Source organism: Photobacterium sp. WH77, assembly GCF_022014395.1.
Classification (GTDB): Bacteria; Pseudomonadota; Gammaproteobacteria; order Enterobacterales; family Vibrionaceae; genus Photobacterium; species Photobacterium arenosum.
In genome coordinates this window covers 1-24,587 of sequence record NZ_JAKLTE010000026.1, presented here as the reverse complement: position 1 = coordinate 24,587, position 24,587 = coordinate 1, and the positions used below count along the sequence as shown (strand labels likewise).

The following is a 24,587-nucleotide window of genomic DNA, read 5'->3' as shown; positions in this document are numbered from 1 at the left end:
CGCATGACACTCTACAGGCAAATCATTCTCTGGTTATTACTGGTCTTTGTGCTGCTGCTGGTGAGCGTGTTCTCGGTTCAGATTCACAATACCCGTAACTACCTGCTCAATCAGCAAACCATTGAGACAGACAATGCCGTGAATGCCGCCGGTCTGGCATTAACCCCTTATCTGGCTGAAAACGATTTGATTGGGGCGGAATCTGTGATTAACGCCATGTTTGACGGCAGTTTTTACCAGCGGGTTTCCCTGAACATTGTGACACCTCAGAGCCAGATCCTGAGGGAATACCCGCCGGGGGCTTTTGCGGTGCCCGGTTTTTTCCGCCGCTGGCTACCCATAGATCCGCAGACACGTTCAGTGACACTCACCAGTGGCTGGATGCAAACCGCCGAGCTATCGGTGACCAGCAATCCTGCGGTCGCTTACCAGCAGCTCTGGCAAAGCGCCATTCAGTTATTTCTGGCCTTGTCCGCCATACTCGGTTTGGGTGCCGCCGCTTTACTGCTGGGCCTGAACCTGATTGTCCGCAAACCGCTTAACCGGCTTCGTACCAAAGCACAGGCCATTTCCCGTCATGACTTCGGGGCGCCGCTGCCCCTGCCTGCCACAAAAGAACTGCACGATGTGGTAGACGCCTTTAATCAGATGAACCAGCAGATACGCCACCATTTCAGGCAACAGGCTGAAGAGGCGGACAGGCTTCGCATTCAGGCTTATCAGGATGCCGTCTCCGGGCTGGCAAACCGCCGTTTTCTGATGTCAAAGCTCTCTGCACTTGTTCAGGATAAGGGCCACGGGGGTATCGTCTTGTTACGTGCCGACATCGTTAAAGACACATACCAGCAACAGGGATTCCGGGCCGGCGACAGCCTGGTGTCAGCCCTATCCCGCCAACTGACGACACTGTTTGCCCCGAAGGCCACCCTGGGCAGGCTCAATCAGTCAGAATTTCTCTATATCGGGCCGGCTCAGTCGCGAACGGACTTGACAGAGATTGCCAGACGCATGCTCGATATCACCGATAAATGTCATCCGGTGCAAGAGGGGGTGGCTGAACATAACAGCTGCGTGGCCGTTGTGATGAAAGAGAAGATCCATTCTGTGTCTGATTTGCTGGCAGCGGCAGACAATGCCGTCAATCAGGCGTCCACTCAGGCAGACCTGCCACTGTGTGTCACAGGCGACGAAATCAGTTTACCCACTTTTGGTCGCCAGCAATGGCAATCCCTGATTACTCAGGCCATCAAATCAGATCAACTGGCATTCAGCTTTCAAACAGCCATAGATCATAAACACCAGCCTTTATTCAGAGAAGTGTTTACCAGTGTTGAACACCAGGGCCAGACTTACCGGGCGCAATTTTTCCTGCACGCACTGGATACGCTGGAAGATGGCGCCAGCCTTGATCGTGATGTACTGAGCAAGATGGCAAAACACTTAGGCTATCGTGATGATACTTCTCTGGTGCCCTTAACCGTCAACCTTAGCCTCAGCAGCATTCGCACTGCGGGTTTTCTCCGCTGGCTGGCAGGGTTTATGGCCATGCACCGTCACCTTAGCAGCAAACTGTTGTTAGAAATTCCTGAGGCGGCTTTTGTTCAGCATTTTGAATTTACCAGCCTCCTTTGCAACATCATTCGTCATTATGGATTCCGCTTCGGTATTGATAACTACGGGCACCATTTCAGTACCCTTGGCTATCTGCAGCGATTTAAGCCTTACTATGTCAAACTGGACTACGCCTATACCGGTCAGTTAGATCAGGATATAAAAACCGATGTCCTTCGCGCTGTCACCCGGACCGCAGATAATCAGAATATACTGACCATCGCCACCCGGGTTGAAACCCAAGCACAGATGAATACGCTGGCGGCCCTGTCAGTAAGAGGTTTCCAGGGCTATGTGGTCGACAGTCTGCTGAGGGTGTCACCATGACAGATCCTCTTCTGCTCGCTTTAATCTACGTCAGCCGCCACTATGGAGTAGCTAACACACCCGATGCGTTAATTGCCGACCTGCCGCTGCCAGACGGACAACTCACGCCCTTTCTGCTGCCCCGGGCCGCTGAAAAAGCCGGACTTGAAGCGAAAGAGGAAAAACTGGCGGTAGACAAACTACCGCCTATGCTGCTACCGGCCATACTGCTGCTAAAAGGTAACAGCGCCTGCGTCGTCGTCAGCATTAACCATGAAAAACAACAGCTTGCCATTCTATCGCCGCAGTTTGACAGCGAAGAGCGCTGGCTTTCTTTTTCAGAATTCAATGACAGCTATACCGGCCACCTGTTCCTGCTCAAAAAACGGTTTCGCTATGACGAGCGATCACCCGAACTGCTCAAACCCACTCAAGGCCACTGGTTCTGGGGCACCCTCTGGTTATCGAGAAATATCTATCGCGATGTGTTTATCGCCTCGATTCTGATCAACCTGTTTGCCATTGCCACGCCGTTGTTTACCCGGCTGGTTTACGACAAAATTGTGCCCAATCAGGCATTTGATTCACTTTGGGTGCTGGCCAGCGGCATCACACTGATCTTTGGCTTCGACTTTGTGCTTAAGCTAATGCGCAGCTATTTCATTGATGTGGCAGGGAAAAAATCCGACATTCTGATATCCGCCAAACTCTTTGCCAAAGTCATGGGTCTGCGAATGGAAGCCCGGCCTCCCTCTGTCGGTGCGCTGGCCCGGCATCTGCAGGAATTTGAAGCGATCCGGGAGTTTTTCACCTCGGCGACCATCAGTTCACTGATTGACCTGCCCTTTGCGTTATTGTTTCTGGTCGTGATCTGGCTGATTGCCGGTCCTCTGGTCATTATTCCCATTATTGCACTGGCCTTGCTGATCCTTTACAGCCTGCTGGTACAGCGGCCTTTGCGAAGAAGCATAGAAGAAGGCTCGCGCCTGTCGTCGCAGAAACACGCTAACCTGATTGAAAGCCTGTCCGGACTGGACACCATCAAACGCTTCGAAGCGCAAAGCCAGTTTCAGTACAAATGGGAAGAAGCGGTTGCCCACATGGCCAACTGGAGTATCAAATCGCGACGCCTGACCGATTCAGTACAGAACACCGCCGGATTCTGCCAGCAATTTGTCACAGTCGGCATGATAGTGTTTGGCGTGTATCAGATTGCCGCCGGTGAATTAACCATGGGCGGTCTGATTGCCGTATCCATGCTCAGCAGCCGCGCGGTTGGACCATTGGTGCAACTGGCTTTGCTGTCTACCCGCTACCATCAGGCAAAATCTGCTAAAACGATTGTCGAACAACTCATGGCTTTACCTGTCGAGCAAGAAGCTGATAAGCGATTTCTGCATCGTGCCTCCTTACAGGGCCGGATTCAGTTCAGTCAGGTCAGTTTTCAGTATCCCGGCCAGCAGCGTATGGCAATCAAAGACTTGGATCTGACCATAGAACCGGGGGAAAAAGTCGCCGTTATTGGCCGGGTCGGTGCCGGAAAAACCACCATAGAGCGTTTGATCATGGGGCTATACAAACCCTCGGCAGGTTCGATCAGCCTTGACAACACTGACATCGGCCAACTGCACCCCACGGACATCCGGCGCAATATCGGCAGCGTGCCGCAGGATCTGATGCTCTTCTACGGCTCTGTCCGCGATAACATTGCGCTAGGCCGCTCACAAGTCAGTGACGATGCCATTCTCCGAGCCGCTGATCGGGCCGGTGTCACCGCCTTTACCCGGCAGGATGAAGCCGGGCTGGATCGTCAGGTCGGCGAAGGCGGACAGGCACTCTCCGGCGGCCAGAAACAAGCCATCGCCATCGCCCGTGCCCTGCTCACAGAGCCCAAAGTCCTGGTTATGGATGAGCCCAGCAGCAGCATGGACAACAAAGCCGAACAGGCACTCAAACAGGTATTAAACAGGCTCGACAACGACGAAACCCTGATCCTGTTCACCCATAAAACCAGCATGCTGGATGTCGTCGACCGCATTCTGGTACTTGAACAAGGCCAGCTTGTTGCCGACGGTCCAAAAGAGCAGGTACTGCAGCAACTTAGGGACGGAAAATTAAATGGCGGAAAAATGGGAACTGGGTGAGATCGGAGTGACATAAAATGCTCAATCAGTTCCTCCCCCTTGCCAAGGGGAGGGAATCTTTCGTGTGCAGTGCAAGCTCTGCTTCAATAATCACATGGCAGGATTATCAACCCGGCGCCAGAAGCATATTTTCTGATTGCTGCGCTGATCCACCAGCCAGGTATAGCTGCAGTTATCATCGTAACTGTAGCGGCCAGTCTGAACCTGATATGGCCCAAAGCTGGTGCCTTGCATCGACTGGAAACGCCCCTGATACAGCAGTGAAAAATGCAGATGTGGCCCGGTTGACGAACCGCCTTCACACAAAGCGGTCGAGCGATTGCTGGCGTAAGTCCCCAACTTGGTATTTTTGGTAACCCATTGACCGTTAGACACCTGAACACCATCCATGTGGTAGTAGTTTGTTCCCCACCCATTCGGATTGGTTACCCGCACCTGACAGCGTGATAAAACCGTGGCATAGCCGTCGTGAGCGGCGGTGACACTGTACGTCGCACCGCCCCAGGCCGGCCAGTCGTACGACACATCAATGGAAGAAAGTGGAAAGCCGGATCCACTGTGAGCATGCGGCCCGTTAGGTACCCAGCTGTAGCCCTGAAACCAGGGCATCTGCATAAAACCGGAAGGAGGAGCGAGCGTGCTGACGGCACGCGATTGCGCACGACTCTGACGCGTTGGCGCCGACTCGCCAAACCAGGCCACATAATGTTGCGACCATTCTGCTGCGCGCTGCGGATCATTCAGTGTGCTGAGAATCGCCAGTGTAGAGGCATTGGCCGGTAACACTGTGTCAGCCTCGTAGCGGTAAAAGTATTGCGAGAGATGGTTAGCAACGCGTTTAATCGCCTCTTTAAGCTGAATATCTTGTGCTTCATTAAAATCCGCATCCGGATGCCAGTCTTCCGTTAACAGGACAGTGACCAGTATGACTCTGGGATCGACACCCGTCGCGCCACTCCAGTGCATCAGGGTTTCTTTCAAAGCGATCCAGTTCGGGGCATAGCTATCAAAAAATGCCTGTTCATCAAACGGGTTCTGATAGGGTCTGAATACAAAATCTGCGTCAGAGACCAGAGACTGAACGTCCGTACCCTGATCAATGACTTGTTGAATGACCGGAGAACTGGGCACAGCAGGATAAAGGTCATGAGCCAGCGCGACAGAACTGGCAATGAAAGGTAAAGCCACTAACGCTATCGATTTTTTCATCACTAATATCTCCAATTGCTTATATGCAATGTGGAGTTTGGCAGGCGGCGATGGCTTCAGAAAAATAATCTGCTGATTTGCGAGTTAACAGAAGATTGAATGTAAGTATTTGTAATTGACAGATAATGCAGTTTGATTCTGCGTGATATCTAACCGTAAGTGTGGCCACTTTTCTGGCTGGACAGCCGCGAATGGAGCAGCGCTTGCAGGCGCATTACAATTCGCAGTGCCCTTCTAATATACCAGGTTCAATGGCACTTACAGACGCTCTTCAACCAGGAAGCGCTTGAAGAAATCCGACAAATCGATTTTCGCCAGATCCTTGAACTCTCCGGCATCGTAAAAACGGCCTTTACAGGTCGGGCAGCTTTCAAACCAGATATGAGGCTGTTTCGGGTCAACCAGTCTTAGCAACTTATTGCTTGGGCAGACAGGGCATTCGATCTGATCGATGCCGTTAAATGTCTTACCGATCCCGGCATCCCCGATATCGACAGCATCGGCCAGCGGCTTCATTTTTTCGATTTCATACGCGTCCAGCCATAAACCTTTGCAAGCGGTACAGCGCTCAATATCACCCAGCGAGGTATTAATATGCTCAAACTTCGAATGACACTTAGGACATTGCATTCGAGACTCCTTTTATTATTGTCTTTAAATTCAGTTGCATACTACATTCATGCCGCAAATGAATAATAGACAAATTGTTTTATATCCTTCTGTTTTGTGATTCTCATGGAAATGTCATCGATTTCTGCCGCCATCGAAATGATGCTTGTCCGGCAACTGCCGAAAAAAAGCCGCTCAGAGCGAGCGGCTTTGGCTTCAGTTTCCCTGCCGGGACTGGAGAATATGCTGCAAGGCATCCGTCACCAGTTGATGATCCTCTTCCTGAGGCAATCCCGATACCGTCACCGCGCCCACCAGCCCGCAGCCTTTAATACGTAGCGGAAAAGAGCCGCCATGCGCGCAGTAATCCCGCGCATCTATATGGTACTGGCTTTCAAACTCACGCTGTTTGCAGGCGTTATACTGTCCAAGGTAATAAGAACTTTTACCAAACCGCAGCACGCTGTTGCGTTTGCGGCGAATCCAGTCCTGATGATCCGGGTTCGTTTCTGGCATCGCATAGCTGAACAGGGTCTGGCCAAACGCGTACACTTCGATCGCGACACAGGCCTGCTTCGCTTCTGCATTGGCTTTTAGCAACGAGCCCAGCGCCCAGGCGGTCTCATGATTAAACTGCTCAAGCTGCAAGTCCGCTTCCTGCTGCGCCAAAATGTCCAGTGTCAGCTTCATGCGTCCACCTTCATGGTCTGCCCTAACCGACTGCTTTCCATTGCCAGCTGAATCAGCCTGATATTCAGCAACGCTTCCTCAGCCGACACCGGGTTCGGAGAGCCTAAACGAATCGCGTCTGCAACACCGGCAAAATAATGCTGATAGCCTCCCAATTCAGTCGGAATGATTTGCGAGCCTTCTTCCTGATGCAACTGGCCATAGTTGGCTGCGTCCTCTGCTGCCCATTCTGGCTGCTCGGGTTTTACGCCGGCTTTGAGGTAATCTTCCTGTGGATCCAGGCCATATTTCTCGTATTTACCCAGTGAACCCAGCACTTTAAAGCGCAAATTCGGCTCCGGACTGTACAGGTTGGAATGCAGCTGGACCAGATGTTCAGGGTACTGAAGGATCAGGTTGTAGTAATCGACGGTTTTCGCACCCGGCCGCATGGCCATACACTGCGCCGTCAGTGCCTGAGGTTTGCCGAACAGCGCCAAAGCCTGATCCAGCAGATGCGGCGCCAGATCAAACAAAATACCGCCACCGTCTTCGGCCATTTCACGCCAGCGCTGACGCACCACAGGACGAAAACGGTCAAAGTGTGATTCAAAGTACTTCACCTCTCCCAGCCTGCCCGCTTCCACCAGCTTTTTCACTGTCAGGAAGTCGCCATCCCAGCGGCGATTGTGGAAGACACTCAGTACCAGCCCCTTCTCTTCGGCTAACGCAATCAGTGCTTCGCCGTCTTCCACTTTGGTGACAAAGGGTTTTTCGACGATGACGTGTTTGCCGTTTTCCAGCGCCAGTTTCGCCAGACGAAAGTGAACGTCGTTGGGCGCCGTGATGATCACCAGTTCGGCATCACTCTCGATCAGCAGGGCATCGGCATCACTGAAACAGGTCACGGCAGGATAATCAGCGGCAACCGCCGCTGTCTGACTGCTGCTGATAGCGGTCAGCTCCAGCTCATCCATCCCCGCAATGAAAGGCAGGTGAAAGGTTTTTGCAGAAAAACCGTAGCCAATGACTGCTGTTTTTACAGGAGAATATCGCATATCAAAGCTGTCCTTGTGTTGTGGAAGCCACGATCACTTGAATATCGTGGCTGTCAAAGCGTTCGGCGTAAGTGTTTGTAAGTGGTTGGTCTGTGATTAATACATCAATGCCAGCCAGGCCGCAGACGTGATGAAAATTATTCTGGCCCAGCTTGTGCTGTTCACACACCACAACAACCTGCTGCGCCTGCGCCATCATGGCTTTTTTGAGCGAAGCTTCCTGCTCATTATTGGTCGACAAGCCATGCTCTGATAAAGCACAGACGCCGATAAAGGCTTTGTTTACCCGATAGTCAGCCAGCTGCTTCTCAGCCTGATGGCCTAACACAGCGCGGTGGAATGCATCAAATTTGCCGCCCAGCAAATGCACGGCAACATGAGGGTTGTCTGCCAGTTGCTGCAGGATATCGACAGAGTTAGTAATGACAGTAGCAGGCCGGTGAATGTATCGCGCCATTAATGTCAGTGTGGTGCTGGTATCCAGCAACAGATGATCATCATCGTCGATTAATTGTGCCGCGCACTGAGCCAGCTGTTGCTTGGCTTCACTGATCACTTTACCGGAATAGGGTTCAAGACGGGCCGATACCGAAGTTCTGACCGCGCCGCCACGAATACGCTGGATTCCCGGCAGCTGAGTAAGCTTCACCAGATCACGGCGGGCAGAATCGCGCGAGACGGTAAATTGCTCGCAGATGTCATTGAGGGTCACCTTACCTTGCTGTTCTATCAGCGAAGTCAGATGAATTAGGCGTTCTTCCTGAGTCATACACTCAAAACCACTTAAGTAATTTTAAGCCATTCTGACAGAGACGAAAGCAAGTGCCAATCAAATTCGTATTGAGTCATGAGTCACAGCTCATTTTATCAGCATGGTACTGGTGAGCCTGTAATAACCCAGAGCAGAGCAGGAGAAAGGTTCAGGAAACCTCTTCCTGAACCTTGTTAGTGACTAATAAAACTTAGGCATTCGACATGGCCAGCCGGGCGGCAAAGCCGATAAACAGTGTGCCCATTAAGGCATTGCCTATCTTCTGCATACCTTTGCTGGCGCGCACCAATTGGGTGATGTAGGCGCCCGCAATAATCAGCACGCTGAGAAAAATCAGGCTGATGATTTCAAGTACCGCCGCCAGAATAAGAAATGGCACCCCAGGGCTGGCGTAACTCATATCAATAAACTGCACAAAGAAAGACACATAAAACAAAATGGCCTTGGGATTGGTCAGGCTGAGTATCAGTGCTTTGCGAAACACCTTCTTGCCCTGTAAAGCCGGAGAAATCTCTGCCGATTCGCGGGACTGAAAAGCGCTGTATACAATCTTTCCGCCCAGAAACAGCAGATAAATAGCACCGAGATACCGAACCAGAGTAAACAAAATCGGCGTTGTCTGAATCAGGGTAGCAACACCGGCATAGGCGCAGAAAATTAACACAGCATCGCCGATAAACACGCCCGTTGCCGCCAGATACCCTTGCCTGATCCCCTGCCCCATACCGGTTTTCAGCACAAACAGAGAGTTAGGTCCGGGCAGCAGCACAATAAAGATGGCGCCGACCACATAGGCCCAAAAATTCAACACCCCGTATTCCGCAAACATCGCCCCTCCCCCTTAATCACTTCAGACCATACTGATATACAGCAATATATACGTTTCAGTATTGTATGCAATCAGAGCATAAAATCGCGCATATCTTCAGCAGCGCAAACACTTTCATGGGCTATAGCCAGTGTTGCCAAATGGGATTATCAACCAGCAACCAGATGGCTACTACCATCAGCGATGCGAAGTAAATATAGCCTTGTACTTTCTGGTTTTTGCTGTCGCCCGCCAGTTTTGCTAACAAGCCGCCAGCCCAGATCCACACCAGATGCATGGAGATATTGAGGATGGCAAGCCAGACCACTAACACCCAGACCGATTGTTCCCCGTATTCCTGATAGGCTTTTTCTGAAAACAGAGAAAACATTAGTAAGACCAGCAGCCAGCCTTTGCTGTTGAGTAATTGAATGATCACGCCATCGTAAAACCCTAAGCGCTTTTGCTGCCCGTTGTGCTCGAGCAGGCTGGCTTTCAGAAAACCCACGGCCAGATAAATAATATAGAGGGCTCCCGCGCACTGAAGTAACTGCAGCGCCAGCGGATACTCTTGAATGAGCGCGCCCAGCCCCAGCCCAATCAGTAACGACTTAATCAAAAACACTGTGTCTATCCCCAGCAGCAATGGCAGAGACCGCCGGACCCCGACACTGGCCCCCGAGGCGGCAAACACGATATTCGCCGGCCCCGGACTGAACACTAATGGAAACATGACACCCAACCACAATAATAAGAAACTCATCCGTTTATCTCCGCTTAATTCAACACATCTGTTTCAAGTAACCTCAGGCTACACGGATAGGTTAAACATCGGGCAAAGTGGCTTCTTGTATGAAATTGCAATCGCTAAGGTTGGATAGAGTAATGCTTGGGAGGTACGCCAAAAGCGCGTTTAAAGTTGCGGGTGAAATGGCTTTGATCAAAGAAACCGCAGTGGAGTGCGGTATCGACACAGCTGTGGCCATCCAGTAACAGACTTTTGGCTTTCTGCACCTTTGTCAGCAGCAAAAACTGGTGCGGCGTCAGTCCGTAATGCGATTTGAATGCCCGGATGAGTTTGAATTTGGTCAGGCCACTCACGGTTTCCAGCTCATCCAGAGTCACGTTTTCCTGCCAGTTATCGTGCAGGTAGTCCCGGATAACGCCCGTATGCTTCTGAGCATTCCCAACCCTGTCAGCATCACGTCCGGCATTGCCGTATTGAGAAAACAAGGATTCAAACGCTACAGTCAGCAAAGACTGTTTAGTCAGCTCAAAACTGGTTGCTTCGAACGCCACATGCAGTTGAAGCAGCAAATCAAACAGAGCCGGATTGTTGATCACAGAGCGGCCGATGACAGGATCGACGAATTTCTCGCTGCCAGCAAAATGCTGTTCGATCATCTCCGGGGCGAAGTAAAACATCCGGTATCGCCACCCGTGCTCACTGCCCGCAAAACCCGTATGCACTTCTGAAGGATTGATAGCCACGATGTGACGCTGAGGCACCACAATGTTGCTACCCCGGTAAAATAACCCTTCCGCACCTTCCTCTATCACACCAATGGCCAGTTCTTCATGCCAGTGACGGGAGAATTCAAACTGAGTAAACGAGGCGGACAGCAGTTCGATACCGGAAAATCGCGCTGGCCGCCAAAGTGTAGAAAATTCCCTGTTTCCTGCGACCAACTCAGTCCCCTGTTTGTCTGTTCAACTACGCAACTACGCAACAGGTGACATCATCACACCAGCAAGATCAGATTACAACGACCGGCCATCAAAATGCGTCACCGGAATCGCATCCAGATCGATATCGTCAAGACAACGGATATTGATGGCGGCCATGGCATTGCCCTGCGGGTCACTCCCTTCCCCATAAGGATGAATGCCGCACGTCGGGCAAAACCTGTGCTGAATAACATGCTTGTTGAAGGTGTAAGTGCTTGCTGCGCTGTCTTGCGACAGCAGCTTTAATTCACTGCGGGGCACAAACCACAATAACGAACCTTTTCGCTGACAGATAGAGCAGTTGCAAGCCAGAGCTTCCTGTATATCACCTTCGACCTCAAAAGCGACATTGCCGCAGTGGCAGCTTCCTTGATATTTCATCGTCTTTCTCCCGTCGATTTCATTTCATGCCAGCTTGACCGCGACAGCTGTTTTCAATCGGTATCAGTATAGCTGGCTGAAAAACGGGGATGACTCAAATCGCTTTTCCATCCAGAGCGAGCTGATGTATTCACCCTGTTTTCTGGCATAGTCATGAAAGACACCAACCTCACGAAAGCCAAATTTCTGATGCAGCGCCACCGATGCTTCGTTTGGCAAAGCAATGCCAGATAAGGCACAGTGCACCAGCTGAGTCGCTAAAGCATCAAGTATGGTTTTCATTAATGCGCTTCCCAAACCGTGACCCTTCGCATCGGGGTGAAGATAGATGGTCACTTCAACGGTTTCCGCAAAAGCGGCGCTAGGCCGGTAAGGCTGACTGCAGATAAACCCCATTACTTGATGGTTTTCGAGGGCAACAAAAAGCTGATGCGGAGAATCGGGACGGAATTGCGTAAACCAGTCATTACGATTACTCAGCGTCATCGGCTCGGTTTCAAATCTGGCGTTCGTGTGCTCAATGTAATGATTAAAAATAGCTGTGATCGCGGGGATGTCGGTGATGGTGCCGGGGAGTATGTTCATTGGATCTTTTCTTTGTTTACTTAAGATTCCGCATCTTAAAAGGTTTAGCGAAAAGGTGCGGTGGGCGTCGTCTTCCCACGTTTCCTTAAGGAAAACCAATAAAATTTAAGTGTTCAATAGTATTCTCCCTTCGGTAAAGTTTGAATGGTGTCAGTATTAATCAATTAAAAAGCTGTATAGTCCCAGTAAAGCTAAAACTATACAGCAATTTAGATTTTTAACTTTTACTCACCAGACCAATTCTCCAACAATTTCTTTCTTGAAGAATTTATCACCTTCAGATCAGTTTGGTTAGATTCGATCCAAAGCATATGTCTCGTAAAATCATGTGCTTTAATGTGGTTATTATTGAGTAGTTTTGTTTCCTTGTTTTTCTTTGCCTCATGAGATAACTCAGATTGTTTGTTGGTCTTAATTTGCTCTTTTGCCAACTCAATAAGCTTATTATCTCCAGTTTTAATCCATCTTTTTGGAATTATATCTTCTCCTGGCTTAGGATCTCTCAAAACAATAGTAGATGATTCTCGACTCTCTAGTCCAGAATTTTCAGCTCCTGATAGATTGAGACGAATTTCTACGTTATTGCACCTTACAGTTTCATAGCCTACTGCAGGCATCAGACCATTTACTGACTGACCTAGTGCATTTTTATATTTAAGTTCGACATCAACTCCATAAATATCGATATCTTGATCGATATCATAGGCACCAAAATTATGAGGTGTATATGTTCCTGTGACCCATTGTCTCAATTCGTGCTGACTAAATTTTTCAAAATCACTAATAATGGATTCTATAAATTTTGTTGCTTCATCAAATTCATATTGAGTAGGTACAAAAATATACTTACCTGACTCCAGAACTATTTTACCTATCCGGTAAAGTGATTTAACCTCCTCTATCAAAAGTGCAGATTTATAGAACATTCCAAATTTTTCACCTTGCATTCTTATCTTAGCACTGACAGGGATTTTGTTCTTTTCTGAATAACGATAATCATCGAAAACTTTAGTGTCGACACATGGTGTTGTTACCAATGCTCGAATTTCCAAATCAGAATCCCAATCAAACCCATCAACATAAAACCCTAAGAATTCTTTATTTGTTTCGGGTTGAAAATAACCAACTGAGTTCTTGTTTACCAATGAAGAATTGTATGGTGACAACTTATTCTGCTTGATCCAAAAGAAGACTTTTGGTGAATCAAAAATCTTGGGGTATTTAATTTTGTTACCTTTAGATGGATTTTTATCCTCTAAAAAACCCTCTTCGTAAAATAAGTGATCTCCAACCACTGTTTTATTGTTAATTTTATATTCTCTGTCAGGATTCAGACTTAATGTAAATTCGGATGCGTCTTCTTCATCATCCCAAAAACCACCATCTAAATCCCGATACTGTACCAACTTATCAACACCATCATTTCCTGGAATCGATAAACTATACGTGTAGTTCATAGTAAAATCGACGCCCGTGGAGTTACTTCCACTTTTCCCAAAGAGAGATTTTAATGTCGGATGATTGTACCAGGCAACTGGTCGTGTACCCTGGACTTTATAAGCACCGAAATGAAAACTTGGATAAATAAATGTACCGAATATTTTCTTACCATCTTTAAATTCTATTAATTTTTTCTCATGTTCTGTCAACTCATTCTCGAAAATCTCTCTGACATACTGCGTATTCTCCGATGCGACTGTATCAAAAATGTCTCCACTATCCCACCAACTAATAGCTGATGCTTTCGCAGTAATAGGTAAGTGAATAATTTTCTCTTCACCTAATGCTTTATTTAGCTTCTCATTCTTTTCATCAACAATTACCAAAATCCGAATGTTATCATAAGGAGATAGTTTAAATGATCTTTCCGATTGATAAAAATCGTGGAAATTCTTCCACTTTTTATCCCCTGGCTTTCTCGCAGAGATCACAACTTCTTTAAATATATCATTCGTCAGATCTGTTGGTAATTTAACAGTAAACATATCAACAAGACTATCAACTGATTCACTGCCAATACAATGAACTGGGAAATATTTATGATAACTGCTCGACAGTTGTTTCACTTCATCAATCTTTTTCTCATCACCAAAAATAAAATTCTCAAGAGAAGTGACGTAGTATCCTGCTTTTGCAATCAATGCATCAAATGTATCAAATACCATTTCGCCATCATAGTTCACGACATCCAGCCAGTATTCATCCAGATTTAAACTCTCATCGAATATATTGTCAATATCCCATTGATCGGAAAGAATAAATTTATCAATATAACCTTTTATATTGAATTTTATCTCTATCGATTCCTTATGTTCTGGATTCAAGTGGATTTCCAGTTGGTATCTCTTGAGTAACCTGACGAGCCCATTCAGCGCCAAGGCTCTCTTCAGATAACTTTTCAAGAATGGAATATTGACTTCACCAAATGCATTAGTAGCAATCATCTTTTGAGAAAGTGTTGCATCAACTTCACCAAGATTTTTAATCGCATTTTTAAAGGTATTCTCATCCTTGAATAGCTTTTCATATGCAAAATCAGCGACAGTAGAAACAACTTGTCCGGCTGCAATTAAGACACCAGCGGTCGCCATCGCAACCGGAAATGCTGCTGAGAATGCAAGCATTGTCGCATCTACAGTACTACTCGTCGTTTCCCTTAAAGCGTCATTTAAATCTAACTCTGACTTAATCATTTCCTTTCTGGATTTTTCCAGTACAGATAATCCAACTCTGCTGACAGGATAATCATAGATTGCATTAAAGTTTAGTTTTATCTCAACTCTTCTATTTCTCTTACGATTTTCTTCTGAGTCATTAGGAAATAGGTTTTTTGATTCACCATACCCTTCTTCCCAAATAAATATTTCCCATATTCTTTTTTTATCCTCAGAGATTGAATCAATAATCGCATCTTTTACAGCGCGAGCCCTCAATGTCGATAAATTTAAGTTATAAGATTCACTTCCTCTATCACAGGTAAAGCCAGCGATTTCAATCGGTATTGGATCGGGTAAATTTTCTATCAAACTCGCAAGTTTTTTCAATCCGGTGCTAACGTTTGGATCGATTGTATTCAAACTGGCTCTATCAAATTCAAACCAAGTACTTGCCAATTTCAGTGACAAATCGCCCAATACCTCATTCACTGAAATGAAATTTTCATCTCCACCAATTTGGCGTAATTGTGCGTGAATATCTTCCAATATTTTTTGATTTTCTTTTACTTGCTCTGTATCAAGTAAAGCAATTGGCTTCGCTTGGTTCGCTGTCGGAGATTGTATCTTCTTAATATAAAAGCCAGACTTTAAATTAAACTCCTGGTCTTTAATATCAGACTTTTCAAATTTATCATACGTATCATATAAATTATAAACCACCTGGCCAACTGTCATAACATCACCACCTACTTTCAGCGGTTTAGCTAACAGGTCAGAATATGAGGTCATTCTATCATTTGCAGCCTTTAAAAATTTTTGAAGTTTCTCCGGGACAGGGATGATATTTATTTCATCAAGCCGCTCACCAAATCGATCTTTTAACCACTTTATTGTGGCTGGCTCATTTGCAAATGCTTCAGAAAACTTTCTTATTCTTGGATCTGCGGCAGTTGTCAGTTTATCACTAGAAGCCGCATCAATAAATGTGTTTATTGACTCACCAATTCCCGCAATTGCAATTGCATTGTTAACAAATTCATTATCTTTACCATCCGCTTTTTTTACAATCAAACCAACTGTTGATAAAACGACTTTAGACTTGGCGTTCCAAGCAGATTGGGTTGTAAAGCTTCCCACAACACTTTGAAAAACCCCTTTCGATGTATTAAATACATTCTTTAAAAACTCTTGATAGTTTTTACTGATTTCATTTTTATTATTTTCTAATTTATCTTCACTAACACTTAACCTTTTGATGAGCTCAGTGAAATATTCAGGTGAATGATTTATCAGAGCTTCTTCAACACTGATTGGATCACCATTTATCAGTGCACTTCTCCCAAGTGCAGTTTTTATTGGCAGATCGAAAACTTTTTCTTTTAAAGAATAGCCTTTTCTTAAACTATGATCTAAAGCTTTTATTTTTTCTTGGTCAAAATTATCAAAACTAATATCAAATCTTGCATATGAGCTTGATATTAAATCAATGTTCATTTCACTTTCTATCCAAAATGTAGCTGTAATACTACCTAGTACTTCACCATCAGGATTTTTATGATCGATTGATTTAATTTCGGAAACTGGTTCTCCACTATCTGAGTCAACATCACCTGAAACTTTAATCGTTATAGGGATGTCTTTCAATTTCACTCTAGCTCCAATAAATTTTTCATCAGAAAAAGTGATCACAATAGTGTAAAATTGTGGCACTTCAATAATTCTTAATTTTTCATTCTCTAATGAGTCATACCAGGAATTATAGGACTTGTGAATCTCATTGTCTGCATATTCATATTTGTCAAGCAACTGATCTTTTGACGTGCCAACATCGAGAAATTTTGTCTTTGTGTTAAAGGAATGTGTATCATTTAAATTATTTAAAGTTTCTGTCAAGTCTTCCAGCCAGCTCTCCCCTTTATTAAGGTTATATAAAGGCACCAATTGACTAGGAAATAACTTAAACTTTACTGTGTAATCTTTACTATAATTTTCATCAGTCGTAGGTATTGATACAATTGACAATTCATTACTATCAAATTTTGCATTTAAGTATGACAATTTCCCAACTTCATCTGTCGAGGCAATAGGAAATTTTGCGTTCACTGTTTGTACGTGATCGCCTTCTCCATTAATTTTTTCTTCTATTAAAGTTTCAGAATCTGGTAATATTAGGGTTTCAAAAGGTAACGGCTTGAACTTTGCGTTTTTACATATTTCTCCCTTTCTATTATACAGACGCCCCATTAAATAAAAACCAGACTGTATCTTTTTTTCTATAGCCATTGACGTAACCTTTATTAATATAATAAATCAATCCAAGTATCTTCATATCTCGCTTTTGAAGGCAATTCAGGGAAAAAATCTGCAATATTTAGGCCTTCAAATGTTTCCTTTGCACTTACCGGAAGATACAAATCATCATAAACTGTAAATTGATATTCATCGCCAAAGTCATATTTATATTTTATTTTAGCTAAAGGTGTATCTTCCGAATCATCAACTATTCGATATATTTCACCATCTTGCATCCCCCACTTACCTAATTCAATCACACGATAACCTAAACTTTTCCCTATTATCTTGTTAGGGTTATTTGATTCATACACATTGTAATCAAGTTTATTACTATCGTAACTACATGTAAAAAGGCTAGAACTCACTCCAAATGTTCCACCAAATTTACATTCATCCGAGAGAAAATTTCCTCGCTCAGGGTTTTTGAATCCAGGCATATCGTATATGATCTGTTCGCCACTCCCTTCAATGGTATTTGCATAAGCATTATCATTGTAAATATTTGAAATGGCTTTTTTCCCATCTTTTACCACGAAAAATTTACTGTTAGCATCTTCAAATTCATACCCATAAATATCTTTTATATATTTTATTTCTTTTGATGAAAGTGTGAGAAATGATTTACCATCACCATTGTTTATAATTGCTATTTTTCCATCATCAAGCCATGATTCGATATAACATCGACCTAATGCAAAGTTTTGCCCTTTCCTTTCTTTTATATCATAGAGGGTACAACCATATCCCTTCTCATTTGAAGTTGAAATAATATACCTTCCATCAAGTGAGCGATTGGGACCTGTAAAGTAGCCGAGAGGTAAAATGCTCGCACCAAAGTCCTCGCGTGTTGCAACAAGTTTTACATCCTTCCCGTCTATCCCCATTGAGTAAAGATCAAAATCTGGAGCTCCATACTTTCTGGCCTTGAATAATACTCTTGGAATCTCATACTCTTCATCCCATACCTCATATTCAATATCATCCGGTATGCTTACATTTATTTTCCACGCGATAATGTCGGCTCTTGTTTTCCAACGTTCTATTTCAATTGCTTCAACTATTACATCCAACTGCTCCTGATAATCCTTATGATAAGCTATTTTCTCTTTAATCATTTTCCATGCTGGATAGGCGATTGCACCAACGCAAAGCGCCCCAACACTATAAGCCAGCAGTTTTTTCTTCATGATTGATTCCTAAAAATTTGTTGCGTTCAGCCAAAGGTTTCTGAGCTCTTCAATTTTCTTTGCTTCTTCGAAGGACTCTTCAACCATTTCAGCATGTTCAATTTCTTCACATTCGTCTTGATCGTTTGCCAGTTCTTCAAACGGCATTTCCGTAAAAATGAATTCAGCACCATGCGGATCTTTGGGATTTGCAATAAAGAGTGTGAAACTTCCGTCTTTCGGCAAGCCCGTGAACAAAGCCTGACGCCAGCGAGAGATTTCACTATCACCGCTCTTCTCCATTAACACCGATTGCTTCCAGTCGCTGTTTTCATCTTTCAAAACCGCGTAAATCGGCGGAATTGCGCCGAAAACAGCAGAAGCCAGGCCCACTTCAACTTTGACAAGGAAACCGTCATTTTTACCGTCCACATATGCCACAGGTGTATTTGAAGATGCATACTGATCAAATACTGCGCACTGTTGAGTCAGCCAGGCCATATCGTCTTCAGAGACCTGATGGAGTTTGGCTGACTGAATATCAGCGGTGTGTTCCTGGGGCTCAAACGTCTGACTATTTGAATACACAGACAGTTCATCCAGTGGTGTTGCAGCAGCATCCAGTTTTGCTGAATCATTTTCCAGTGCTTCTATTTGCTGGTATGTCTTTTGTTTCGGTGAAAACATAAGTTTGACACCATTCTCACCGGCCTGAACTTCACCGGCAATTTTATACGGCACCCAGAATTGCGGCAGATCGAATCCATCCGCTTCACGGTATTCAATGACAGGCTGTTCTTTCTGCCTTTCCTGCTGATCTCTGACTCGGTAATATTCGCTATCAATATCTTTGTAATAGCCAAACTCTGTGACTTGCAGCTCGCGCCAGAGTTTGCCTTTCCAGAAGACATACAAATAGCCACCTTTTAATTCCGCGGCTTTTTCTTTGTCTTTGCTGCTGTCCAGATAGGCCAGTGCACGAACCGGGATCAATACCGTTTCCCATTCATCCATGTCCGCTTCTTTTTCTACCGGCATCAGGTTTTCAGCCAGTAAAAAAGTCAGCGGATTTGGCAGCCCCTGTAATGGCACAACCAGATAAAGCTTTTTGGCTTCATTTTCCAGTGCTTTGAAGGTTGCCAGCGTTCTGTGACCTGTTTTCACATCGGCTATCGGCCGGGTGATTTTCTGATCCTGCATTTCGGTTTTAGCAAGCTGAAAATACGCCCGGTTTCCCTGCCACTGTCCCGCCAGTTCCACCACCAGTTTGTGCTCTGGTACGGGTTCTATCGGTTGATTGACCACATTGCGGGGCAACGGGGTGATGTCTTCCAGCGGCGTATAATTCGCCTTTACATATCTCACTTTTTTCATTTACTTTTTCTCGTTTTTCTTCGCTTTGGCGAAACTGAACCACGTTAGGCTTGAAGGAAAACAACAGCGAGAAGCTAAGCGCTTACCAGCGGCCAACATGAGTGAACCAGGAATAGTGTCCGGGCATGAAAACATCGGACCTTGTTTAAATGTGTGTGAGAAGGTGTATCGGCTATCGGGTTGCTGAATCAGCCCACAATGGCAGTACATCATGATGACGCTCTCCGCAGCGAGTGTGCGCTTATTCGTGCTGTCGGCGGCTGTGCGATAACAGATCAACGAATAAGCCCTGCATGGCTCTTTTTTCATCTCTGTTCAGTACATGAACACACTGGGTACGGTCATCAAGACGTACAGCGGAAAACCCTATCAGATTGAATACCCTAATCAACTGATTTAATAGCCTCTCCCACCTGAAAATGTCACTTTGTGGTATTGAGCCAAAAAATAATTTCTGTTTTGGCTCATTGCGTTACCGTTTTACGTGACTGCCGTGTTCGGTTCCGACTGCGTTAATGTCATCATCGCCCGGCTGTCATTGGCTCCGAACAGGAACACACTGCGCACACGCTGGCTATCGGTGTGGTGTAACGCTAATGCCAGGGTGGCAAACAATGAGGCTTCGCCTAAATACCCCCACAGGCTGTGACTAAGCACAAGCTGTTCAGGGTTAGTCAGCCGTTCACCTCGGGCACCAATGGCAAAACCGTATTCTTCATTTTGAGATCTCAGGTTGGTCATATCGCTGAACAGCAAGCCAAAGTCATCCACGGCTTTGCTTTGCTTACGCAGCGCGCTGGACATCAATTGCTCGCCAGCACCCTGCTCGCAGTGCCAGCTGTCCAGTCTTGCCTGTGGCGTTAACTTTAAGGCTTCTACCAGGCTGCGCGATGCCAGCACAGCGCCTGCTGCGCCCTCGCTGGCGATCACTCCCCAGGGGTGCTGAGCCGTCTGCAACAGATTACGCTGTGAAAGTACATCCAGTGCTGATAGAGGGGAATCCACAGAAATCGCCATCACCACTTCTTCTTCATTCAGGCTTTTTAACACATCAGAAAAATGCGTATGTTCTGTGTGGTGACTCAGCACCACCCGGCCTAGTACCTTTTCTAAGCCGCTATCAGCACGCCAGGTTTGATACCAGTTTTCCAATTGCGACTGCGTGATGGCTTGTGGCATACGCACATAAAGCGGCGCTGGCGGCAGGCTGCCCGGCAGGTTCACCGCCAGTTGGGTCACCAGCAGGGCCAGCATCGCAAAGTATTTGTCGGCCGTGTTTTCTTCAGCATCCAGATAAGTGATTGGCGCAACCGTCGCTTTGCTGTCGGCATCTGCCACTGGCCGGGTCTCGTACATGTCTAAATCCGCCTGCGCCACGGCAACAGAAATATCCAGGTTGAAACCCGCCGCGGTGACGGCATCTGCGCAAAGAATGTAACGAGCAGTTGATAAACTCATACAGCAGCCTTTTGTTCAGAAATAACAGTATTGACTAAGTCAGCCTCCTGTCCCTGGCAAGGAAATGCAGCCGACCAGGTGGCCGTGACAGTCAAAGCATCGGCATCCACGGATAGCGTATGCAGCGCCATGGTTTGCAGGCGCTTTTGGCTGCCAAACGCCGCTTCGGCGACAAAGGTGCGTCGCGGTAACGTAAAGTACAGCGTCTCTTCATGACTGAAACCAGACACTATGATGCGCTCGCCACCGGCCAGTAACCCTTTTGTCTGCTGATCAGCAGGTGCTGACTGGTAAAACGCCGTTGAAAAATCAACAGGATATAGCGGCCGGCGTTCTTCTGACCATTTTTCATCGAACGTACCCGCCAGGCGAGCACGCGCCGCATCAAAGACAGCCAGCGGACCAAAACCGGCTGGTTGCACCTTAGCGGTATCTGGCTGCCAGTCCTGTTTCAAATAGAACACTGAAGGCACAGGCTGGTTCAGCAAATCCATCGTTTTGTTCGCAACCCCGCAGCCAATACGGTTACGGGGATCGTCTCCCCCTAAAGCATGGGCATAAGACACAGGACGCTCGATAAAAGGGGCAGGGACAGTGACGCCTACCTGACCGGCTTGAGTGATCCATTGCCGATCACCCACTACCGTCAGTGTTTTATCGATATGCTCTTCAATCAGCAAACGACACTGCACACGGGTAACGGGTTTCTTACCCAGACTCCGGGCGTGACCTTTCACCAGCACGTCTGTATTGGCTTTACTGACGGCAAAATCCTGATCCGCCACCATGGCGGAGAAACCGGCCTCACCATCAAACACAGGGGTTGAATAGATCTCTGGCTGCGTCTGTACTGGCTGCCACTGGCCTTCGCACTGCTGCCAGCCGGTTTTTAAACACACCACCCATACCGTCTGTCCGTTATGATCACGCACAAACTGCCCTTTCATGGCATAAGGTAAATTAGATTCAACGTCCCACAGCTGCATCACGCATCCTCTGGTTATACCGCTCCGATGCAGTACTGTTTTTAGAAAGTGTATTGATGGCCCGCCGTTGTTTTTCCGGCCAGCCCATTGGGTCATAAGGCACATAAATGCCACCATTGAGGCATAAATCTCTCCAGACCCAGGTACGAAACAAGGCTGGCATGGACTGGCTTTTCAACACATCGATACTGGTGGCATAACTCAGCGTTCCGCCCATTCTCATCATGGGCACCTGTACCGCTTCGGGTTCAAGGTCCTGCCACCAGTGCATCAGTAACTCTGCGGCGTGCTGTGCGTTGTACTTCACGCCCAGATCGGCGACACGAACTGGCATTTTCTCTCCCAAAATCAGAAAAATCGCACTCACCCAGTGTTCCTGCTCTACTTCATCCTGAGCGCTGAAAAGCGCTTCAATCATAGGTTCCACAGCAAGCGGATCACCTGCCAGAGCCGCTTTCAGATAAGCGTGTTTATCATTCGCGAAATCGGGCAGCGTGAAAGATTCAGGTAAGCGATTCACAATGGCGTATTCATCCACCTGTTGGAAAGCTTCTTTCTGGGGCAGGATGTCACCACGAAGCCAGGCGACTTTGTCTTTTCGCACCAGCAAGTGAGTAAATAAAGATTGAGCAGGATCGCCATGTTCAATCACCCAGTTAATACCGGCCTCGTGTCCTGAACAGGCCAGCTGATGCCGGGCCATCCCGCTCACTTTCGTAGAACCTTCCCGGATACACTTATTGGCGAACTCTGTATTCAGTTCATGACGGCGCACCAAAGCCCGCATGGCCTGTTCAGACTGTGGGATCTGGCTGATGGCCGCAGACTGCAATATCTCGATAAGCTGTGTTGATGTCGCCAGAGAAACCGTATCCAGCCACACTTGTGGCTGCAGTTTGTCGGCCAGCAGCAATGACAGCCTTGCCGCGCTCGGATCAAGCGGATCAATCTCTGCTGAGCTCAACACCCACAGCAGCACTTGGGGATGCGTGTCGGCCAATCCATACAGATAGCCCGGCTCAACCCGAAAGAGCGCCACAAACACGGCCATCAACCGCGCCAGTTTCCTGTTCAGCAAATGATAATAACGACTGTCACTGTCAGGCAAACCGCTGGCTAATGCACGATGACGCTGAGCCAGCAGGAAACGCACTGCTTCAGCAGCACTATCCACTTTCTCTCGTGCAAAACGCTGTATACCCGGTGCTGAGGCTTCGGCATGCTCAACCGCCTGCTTCATCGCGGCGGCCAGTTGCTGTATATCCTCTTCCGTCAATACGCTAAAACCTGACACTTCAGGCTTAATCTGGCTGATCATCATGTTGGGCCCATCAGTTAATCGCTATTATTGCACCCTGAATTTTCTGGGATTTTTCCGCCTGGCTGTTGATATATTTGGCTTCGGTCGTCACCCGGCTGTTTTTTCCGTCGTAGTGCGTTTTGGCATCGCGACTGGCAACAATCAACTGCTCTTCAGCTTCAATGCGGATGTTTTTCGCTTTCAGCACCAACTCGTCACGCTGTTCAATCAAGGAAAAGAAAATGTCGGTGACCAGAGGCAAATTTGGATCATTACCGATGAATTCAATGCGACACGACAGTGCATTCTGCACAGCTAATTCAAGCTCAACCCGGTTAAACTGGCGGCCAAGCCTGGCAGCCAAACCGGATGGCATATCACAGCCATCAAAGGTGACACGAACACTGTCCCCTTCAATGGCCAGAATATGGCCGAAACGGGCATGCAAAGGAGCCGGGGATACCCCGGCTTCTGATTCAATCATTAAATGGCTTTGTGTCTGCTGCTTTTGCATTAGTTCACCGATACTTTTCCGCCCTGAACAACCACTTTATCTGAACCATTAATCAAAATGGAGGTGCCTGTGATTTGAATCGAGCCATCACTATTGAGGACTATCTGAGAAGATCCTGCATTTAGCACAATCTTCTCTTTACTGATGATCTGCGTCGTACTTTTGGAATCAGACGTTACATTCCCGGTCACTGTCAGGGTGGAATTCCCTTCTACATTCAGGTTGTTATCTTTATCTACCTGAGTCTGACGGGCACCGTGAATCGTGATAGTCTGGTTTTCCATCACTTCCAGTTCATCGTTTTTGCCAATTTCAGTGGTGCGATTCTGATTGATCTTCAGATCCGAATTCTTCACCACGGTCACGGCTTCATTACTGTTGTAATTCACCGTGACATCACCATCGACCGTTTCTGTGAAGGTGCCTTTTACTTCTGTGGTTTTGTTACCTTTGATGGTTTCCAGCTGATTCTGACCAATCTCGTTGGTTTTATGACGAGCAACCGTCAGAGTGTCATCATTACCGATCTGCTCGAACCGGTCGTTAAGCACCTTCACTGACATATCTTTCTGCGCACGCAGATACAGCTCTTCATGATTGGTTTCATCATCCAGACTGATCTCGTTGTACCCTTCTCCTTTGTGCGTTTTAGAACGCAAGGTAGTGCGGGTTTTCTTCAGCGGCAAATCATAAGGCGGAAGATGCAGACCGTTATAAACCGACCCTGTGACTAAAGGTTGATCCGGATCGCCTTCCAGGAAGCTGACGACCACTTCGTGCCCGATACGCGGCAGGAAAACCGCGCCCCAGTTCGGACCGGCCAGGCTCTGGCTGACACGTACCCAGCAGCTTGAGTGTTCATCCGACGCACCTAATCTGTCCCAATGGAACTGAATCTTGATGCGGCCCAGGTTGTCGGTATAGATTTCTTCGTTCGCCGGACCGACCACCACAGCG

Annotated in this window: 20 protein-coding genes; 2 read left to right on the top strand and 18 right to left on the bottom strand. The window is 46.8% G+C overall.

Features of this window, described 5'->3' with window-relative positions; translation table 11 throughout:
- Positions 1-3 precede the first annotated feature (3 nt).
- Positions 4-1,938 (top strand): EAL domain-containing protein, encoded by a 1,935-nt coding sequence (locus L6J37_RS19300; RefSeq protein ID WP_237796254.1) that lies wholly within the window; start codon positions 4-6, stop codon positions 1,936-1,938.
- Entirely contained in the window at positions 1,935-4,061 is a 2,127-nt protein-coding gene (locus L6J37_RS19295) for a type I secretion system permease/ATPase (protein ID WP_237796253.1), read from the top strand. The genes L6J37_RS19300 and L6J37_RS19295 overlap by 4 nt, the downstream gene beginning before the upstream one ends.
- 90 nt (positions 4,062-4,151) lie before the next feature.
- Here L6J37_RS19295 and L6J37_RS19290 read toward each other — a convergent pair whose 3' ends face one another.
- The 18 genes from L6J37_RS19290 to L6J37_RS19205 form a co-directional block, all read right to left on the bottom strand.
- Positions 4,152-5,270 (bottom strand): M23 family metallopeptidase, encoded by a 1,119-nt coding sequence (locus tag L6J37_RS19290; RefSeq protein WP_237796252.1) that lies wholly within the window; start codon positions 5,268-5,270, stop codon positions 4,152-4,154.
- Between the two features lie 258 nt (positions 5,271-5,528).
- Positions 5,529-5,900: a zf-TFIIB domain-containing protein gene (locus L6J37_RS19285; protein WP_218385207.1), complete on the bottom strand. Its 372-nt coding sequence runs from the start codon at positions 5,898-5,900 to the stop codon at positions 5,529-5,531.
- 195 nt (positions 5,901-6,095) lie between these two features.
- Positions 6,096-6,569 carry a heme-degrading domain-containing protein gene (locus L6J37_RS19280; protein WP_237796251.1) on the bottom strand — a complete coding sequence of 158 codons (474 nt, stop codon included), beginning with the start codon at positions 6,567-6,569 and terminating at the stop codon, positions 6,096-6,098.
- Complete coding sequence (locus L6J37_RS19275) at positions 6,566-7,606, bottom strand: oxidoreductase (RefSeq protein WP_237796250.1); 1,041 nt, start codon at positions 7,604-7,606, stop codon at positions 6,566-6,568. The genes L6J37_RS19280 and L6J37_RS19275 overlap by 4 nt, the downstream gene beginning before the upstream one ends.
- 1 nt (position 7,607) lies before the next feature.
- Positions 7,608-8,375, bottom strand: a complete 768-nt coding sequence (locus L6J37_RS19270; RefSeq protein WP_237796249.1) for a DeoR/GlpR family DNA-binding transcription regulator — start codon at positions 8,373-8,375, stop codon at positions 7,608-7,610.
- A gap of 193 nt (positions 8,376-8,568) precedes the next feature.
- Positions 8,569-9,207: a leucine efflux protein LeuE gene (leuE, locus tag L6J37_RS19265; RefSeq protein WP_027250853.1), complete on the bottom strand. Its 639-nt coding sequence runs from the start codon at positions 9,205-9,207 to the stop codon at positions 8,569-8,571.
- Positions 9,208-9,328: 121 nt separating this feature from the next.
- Positions 9,329-9,949, bottom strand: a complete 621-nt coding sequence (locus tag L6J37_RS19260) for a LysE family translocator (RefSeq protein WP_237796248.1) — start codon at positions 9,947-9,949, stop codon at positions 9,329-9,331.
- 104 nt (positions 9,950-10,053) lie between these two features.
- Positions 10,054-10,875, bottom strand: a complete 822-nt coding sequence (locus tag L6J37_RS19255) for an AraC family transcriptional regulator (protein ID WP_237796247.1) — start codon at positions 10,873-10,875, stop codon at positions 10,054-10,056.
- 72 nt (positions 10,876-10,947) lie between these two features.
- Positions 10,948-11,295, bottom strand: a complete 348-nt coding sequence (locus L6J37_RS19250; RefSeq protein ID WP_218385196.1) for a GFA family protein — start codon at positions 11,293-11,295, stop codon at positions 10,948-10,950.
- 63 nt (positions 11,296-11,358) lie between these two features.
- Entirely contained in the window at positions 11,359-11,880 is a 522-nt protein-coding gene (locus L6J37_RS19245; RefSeq protein WP_237796246.1) for a GNAT family N-acetyltransferase, read from the bottom strand.
- A 224-nt stretch (positions 11,881-12,104) separates the two neighbouring features.
- Positions 12,105-16,820, bottom strand: a complete 4,716-nt coding sequence (locus L6J37_RS19240; protein WP_237796245.1) for an OmpA family protein — start codon at positions 16,818-16,820, stop codon at positions 12,105-12,107.
- 14 nt (positions 16,821-16,834) lie between these two features.
- Positions 16,835-18,019 carry a hypothetical protein gene (locus L6J37_RS19235; protein ID WP_237796244.1) on the bottom strand — a complete coding sequence of 395 codons (1,185 nt, stop codon included), beginning with the start codon at positions 18,017-18,019 and terminating at the stop codon, positions 16,835-16,837.
- Positions 18,020-18,028: 9 nt separating this feature from the next.
- Positions 18,029-19,372: a hypothetical protein gene (locus L6J37_RS19230; protein ID WP_237796243.1), complete on the bottom strand. Its 1,344-nt coding sequence runs from the start codon at positions 19,370-19,372 to the stop codon at positions 18,029-18,031.
- 480 nt (positions 19,373-19,852) lie between these two features.
- Complete coding sequence (locus L6J37_RS19225; protein WP_237796240.1) at positions 19,853-20,830, bottom strand: hypothetical protein; 978 nt, start codon at positions 20,828-20,830, stop codon at positions 19,853-19,855.
- Positions 20,827-21,816: a DUF2169 family type VI secretion system accessory protein gene (locus tag L6J37_RS19220; RefSeq protein WP_237796238.1), complete on the bottom strand. Its 990-nt coding sequence runs from the start codon at positions 21,814-21,816 to the stop codon at positions 20,827-20,829. The genes L6J37_RS19225 and L6J37_RS19220 overlap by 4 nt, the downstream gene beginning before the upstream one ends.
- Positions 21,797-23,137, bottom strand: a complete 1,341-nt coding sequence (locus tag L6J37_RS19215; RefSeq protein WP_237796236.1) for a hypothetical protein — start codon at positions 23,135-23,137, stop codon at positions 21,797-21,799. The genes L6J37_RS19220 and L6J37_RS19215 overlap by 20 nt, the downstream gene beginning before the upstream one ends.
- A 10-nt stretch (positions 23,138-23,147) precedes the next feature.
- Positions 23,148-23,630 carry a hypothetical protein gene (locus L6J37_RS19210; RefSeq protein WP_192016355.1) on the bottom strand — a complete coding sequence of 161 codons (483 nt, stop codon included), beginning with the start codon at positions 23,628-23,630 and terminating at the stop codon, positions 23,148-23,150.
- Positions 23,630-24,587: type VI secretion system Vgr family protein (locus L6J37_RS19205; protein WP_237796235.1), on the bottom strand; the 958-nt coding region annotated here is incomplete at its 5' end. The genes L6J37_RS19210 and L6J37_RS19205, both read right to left, overlap by 1 nt.

Bases quoted from the DNA above. Each gene is read 5' to 3' on its own strand.
- L6J37_RS19285 (WP_218385207.1), bottom strand. From the start codon at position 5,900: ATGCAATGTCCTAAGTGTCATTCGAAGTTTGAGCATATTAATACCTCG.
- L6J37_RS19270 (WP_237796249.1), bottom strand. From the start codon at position 8,375: ATGACTCAGGAAGAACGCCTAATTCATCTGACTTCGCTGATAGAACAG.
- L6J37_RS19290 (WP_237796252.1), bottom strand. From the start codon at position 5,270: ATGAAAAAATCGATAGCGTTAGTGGCTTTACCTTTCATTGCCAGTTCT.
- L6J37_RS19300 (WP_237796254.1), top strand. From the start codon at position 4: ATGACACTCTACAGGCAAATCATTCTCTGGTTATTACTGGTCTTTGTG.
- L6J37_RS19280 (WP_237796251.1), bottom strand. From the start codon at position 6,569: ATGAAGCTGACACTGGACATTTTGGCGCAGCAGGAAGCGGACTTGCAG.
- L6J37_RS19275 (WP_237796250.1), bottom strand. From the start codon at position 7,606: ATGCGATATTCTCCTGTAAAAACAGCAGTCATTGGCTACGGTTTTTCT.
- L6J37_RS19225 (WP_237796240.1), bottom strand. From the start codon at position 20,830: ATGAGTTTATCAACTGCTCGTTACATTCTTTGCGCAGATGCCGTCACC.
- L6J37_RS19260 (WP_237796248.1), bottom strand. From the start codon at position 9,949: ATGAGTTTCTTATTATTGTGGTTGGGTGTCATGTTTCCATTAGTGTTC.
- L6J37_RS19230 (WP_237796243.1), bottom strand. From the start codon at position 19,372: ATGAAAAAAGTGAGATATGTAAAGGCGAATTATACGCCGCTGGAAGAC.
- L6J37_RS19220 (WP_237796238.1), bottom strand. From the start codon at position 21,816: ATGCAGCTGTGGGACGTTGAATCTAATTTACCTTATGCCATGAAAGGG.
- L6J37_RS19235 (WP_237796244.1), bottom strand. From the start codon at position 18,019: ATGAAGAAAAAACTGCTGGCTTATAGTGTTGGGGCGCTTTGCGTTGGT.
- leuE (WP_027250853.1), bottom strand. From the start codon at position 9,207: ATGTTTGCGGAATACGGGGTGTTGAATTTTTGGGCCTATGTGGTCGGC.
- L6J37_RS19295 (WP_237796253.1), top strand. From the start codon at position 1,935: ATGACAGATCCTCTTCTGCTCGCTTTAATCTACGTCAGCCGCCACTAT.
- L6J37_RS19210 (WP_192016355.1), bottom strand. From the start codon at position 23,630: ATGCAAAAGCAGCAGACACAAAGCCATTTAATGATTGAATCAGAAGCC.
- L6J37_RS19240 (WP_237796245.1), bottom strand. From the start codon at position 16,820: ATGGCTATAGAAAAAAAGATACAGTCTGGTTTTTATTTAATGGGGCGT.
- L6J37_RS19245 (WP_237796246.1), bottom strand. From the start codon at position 11,880: ATGAACATACTCCCCGGCACCATCACCGACATCCCCGCGATCACAGCT.
- L6J37_RS19215 (WP_237796236.1), bottom strand. From the start codon at position 23,137: ATGATGATCAGCCAGATTAAGCCTGAAGTGTCAGGTTTTAGCGTATTG.
- L6J37_RS19250 (WP_218385196.1), bottom strand. From the start codon at position 11,295: ATGAAATATCAAGGAAGCTGCCACTGCGGCAATGTCGCTTTTGAGGTC.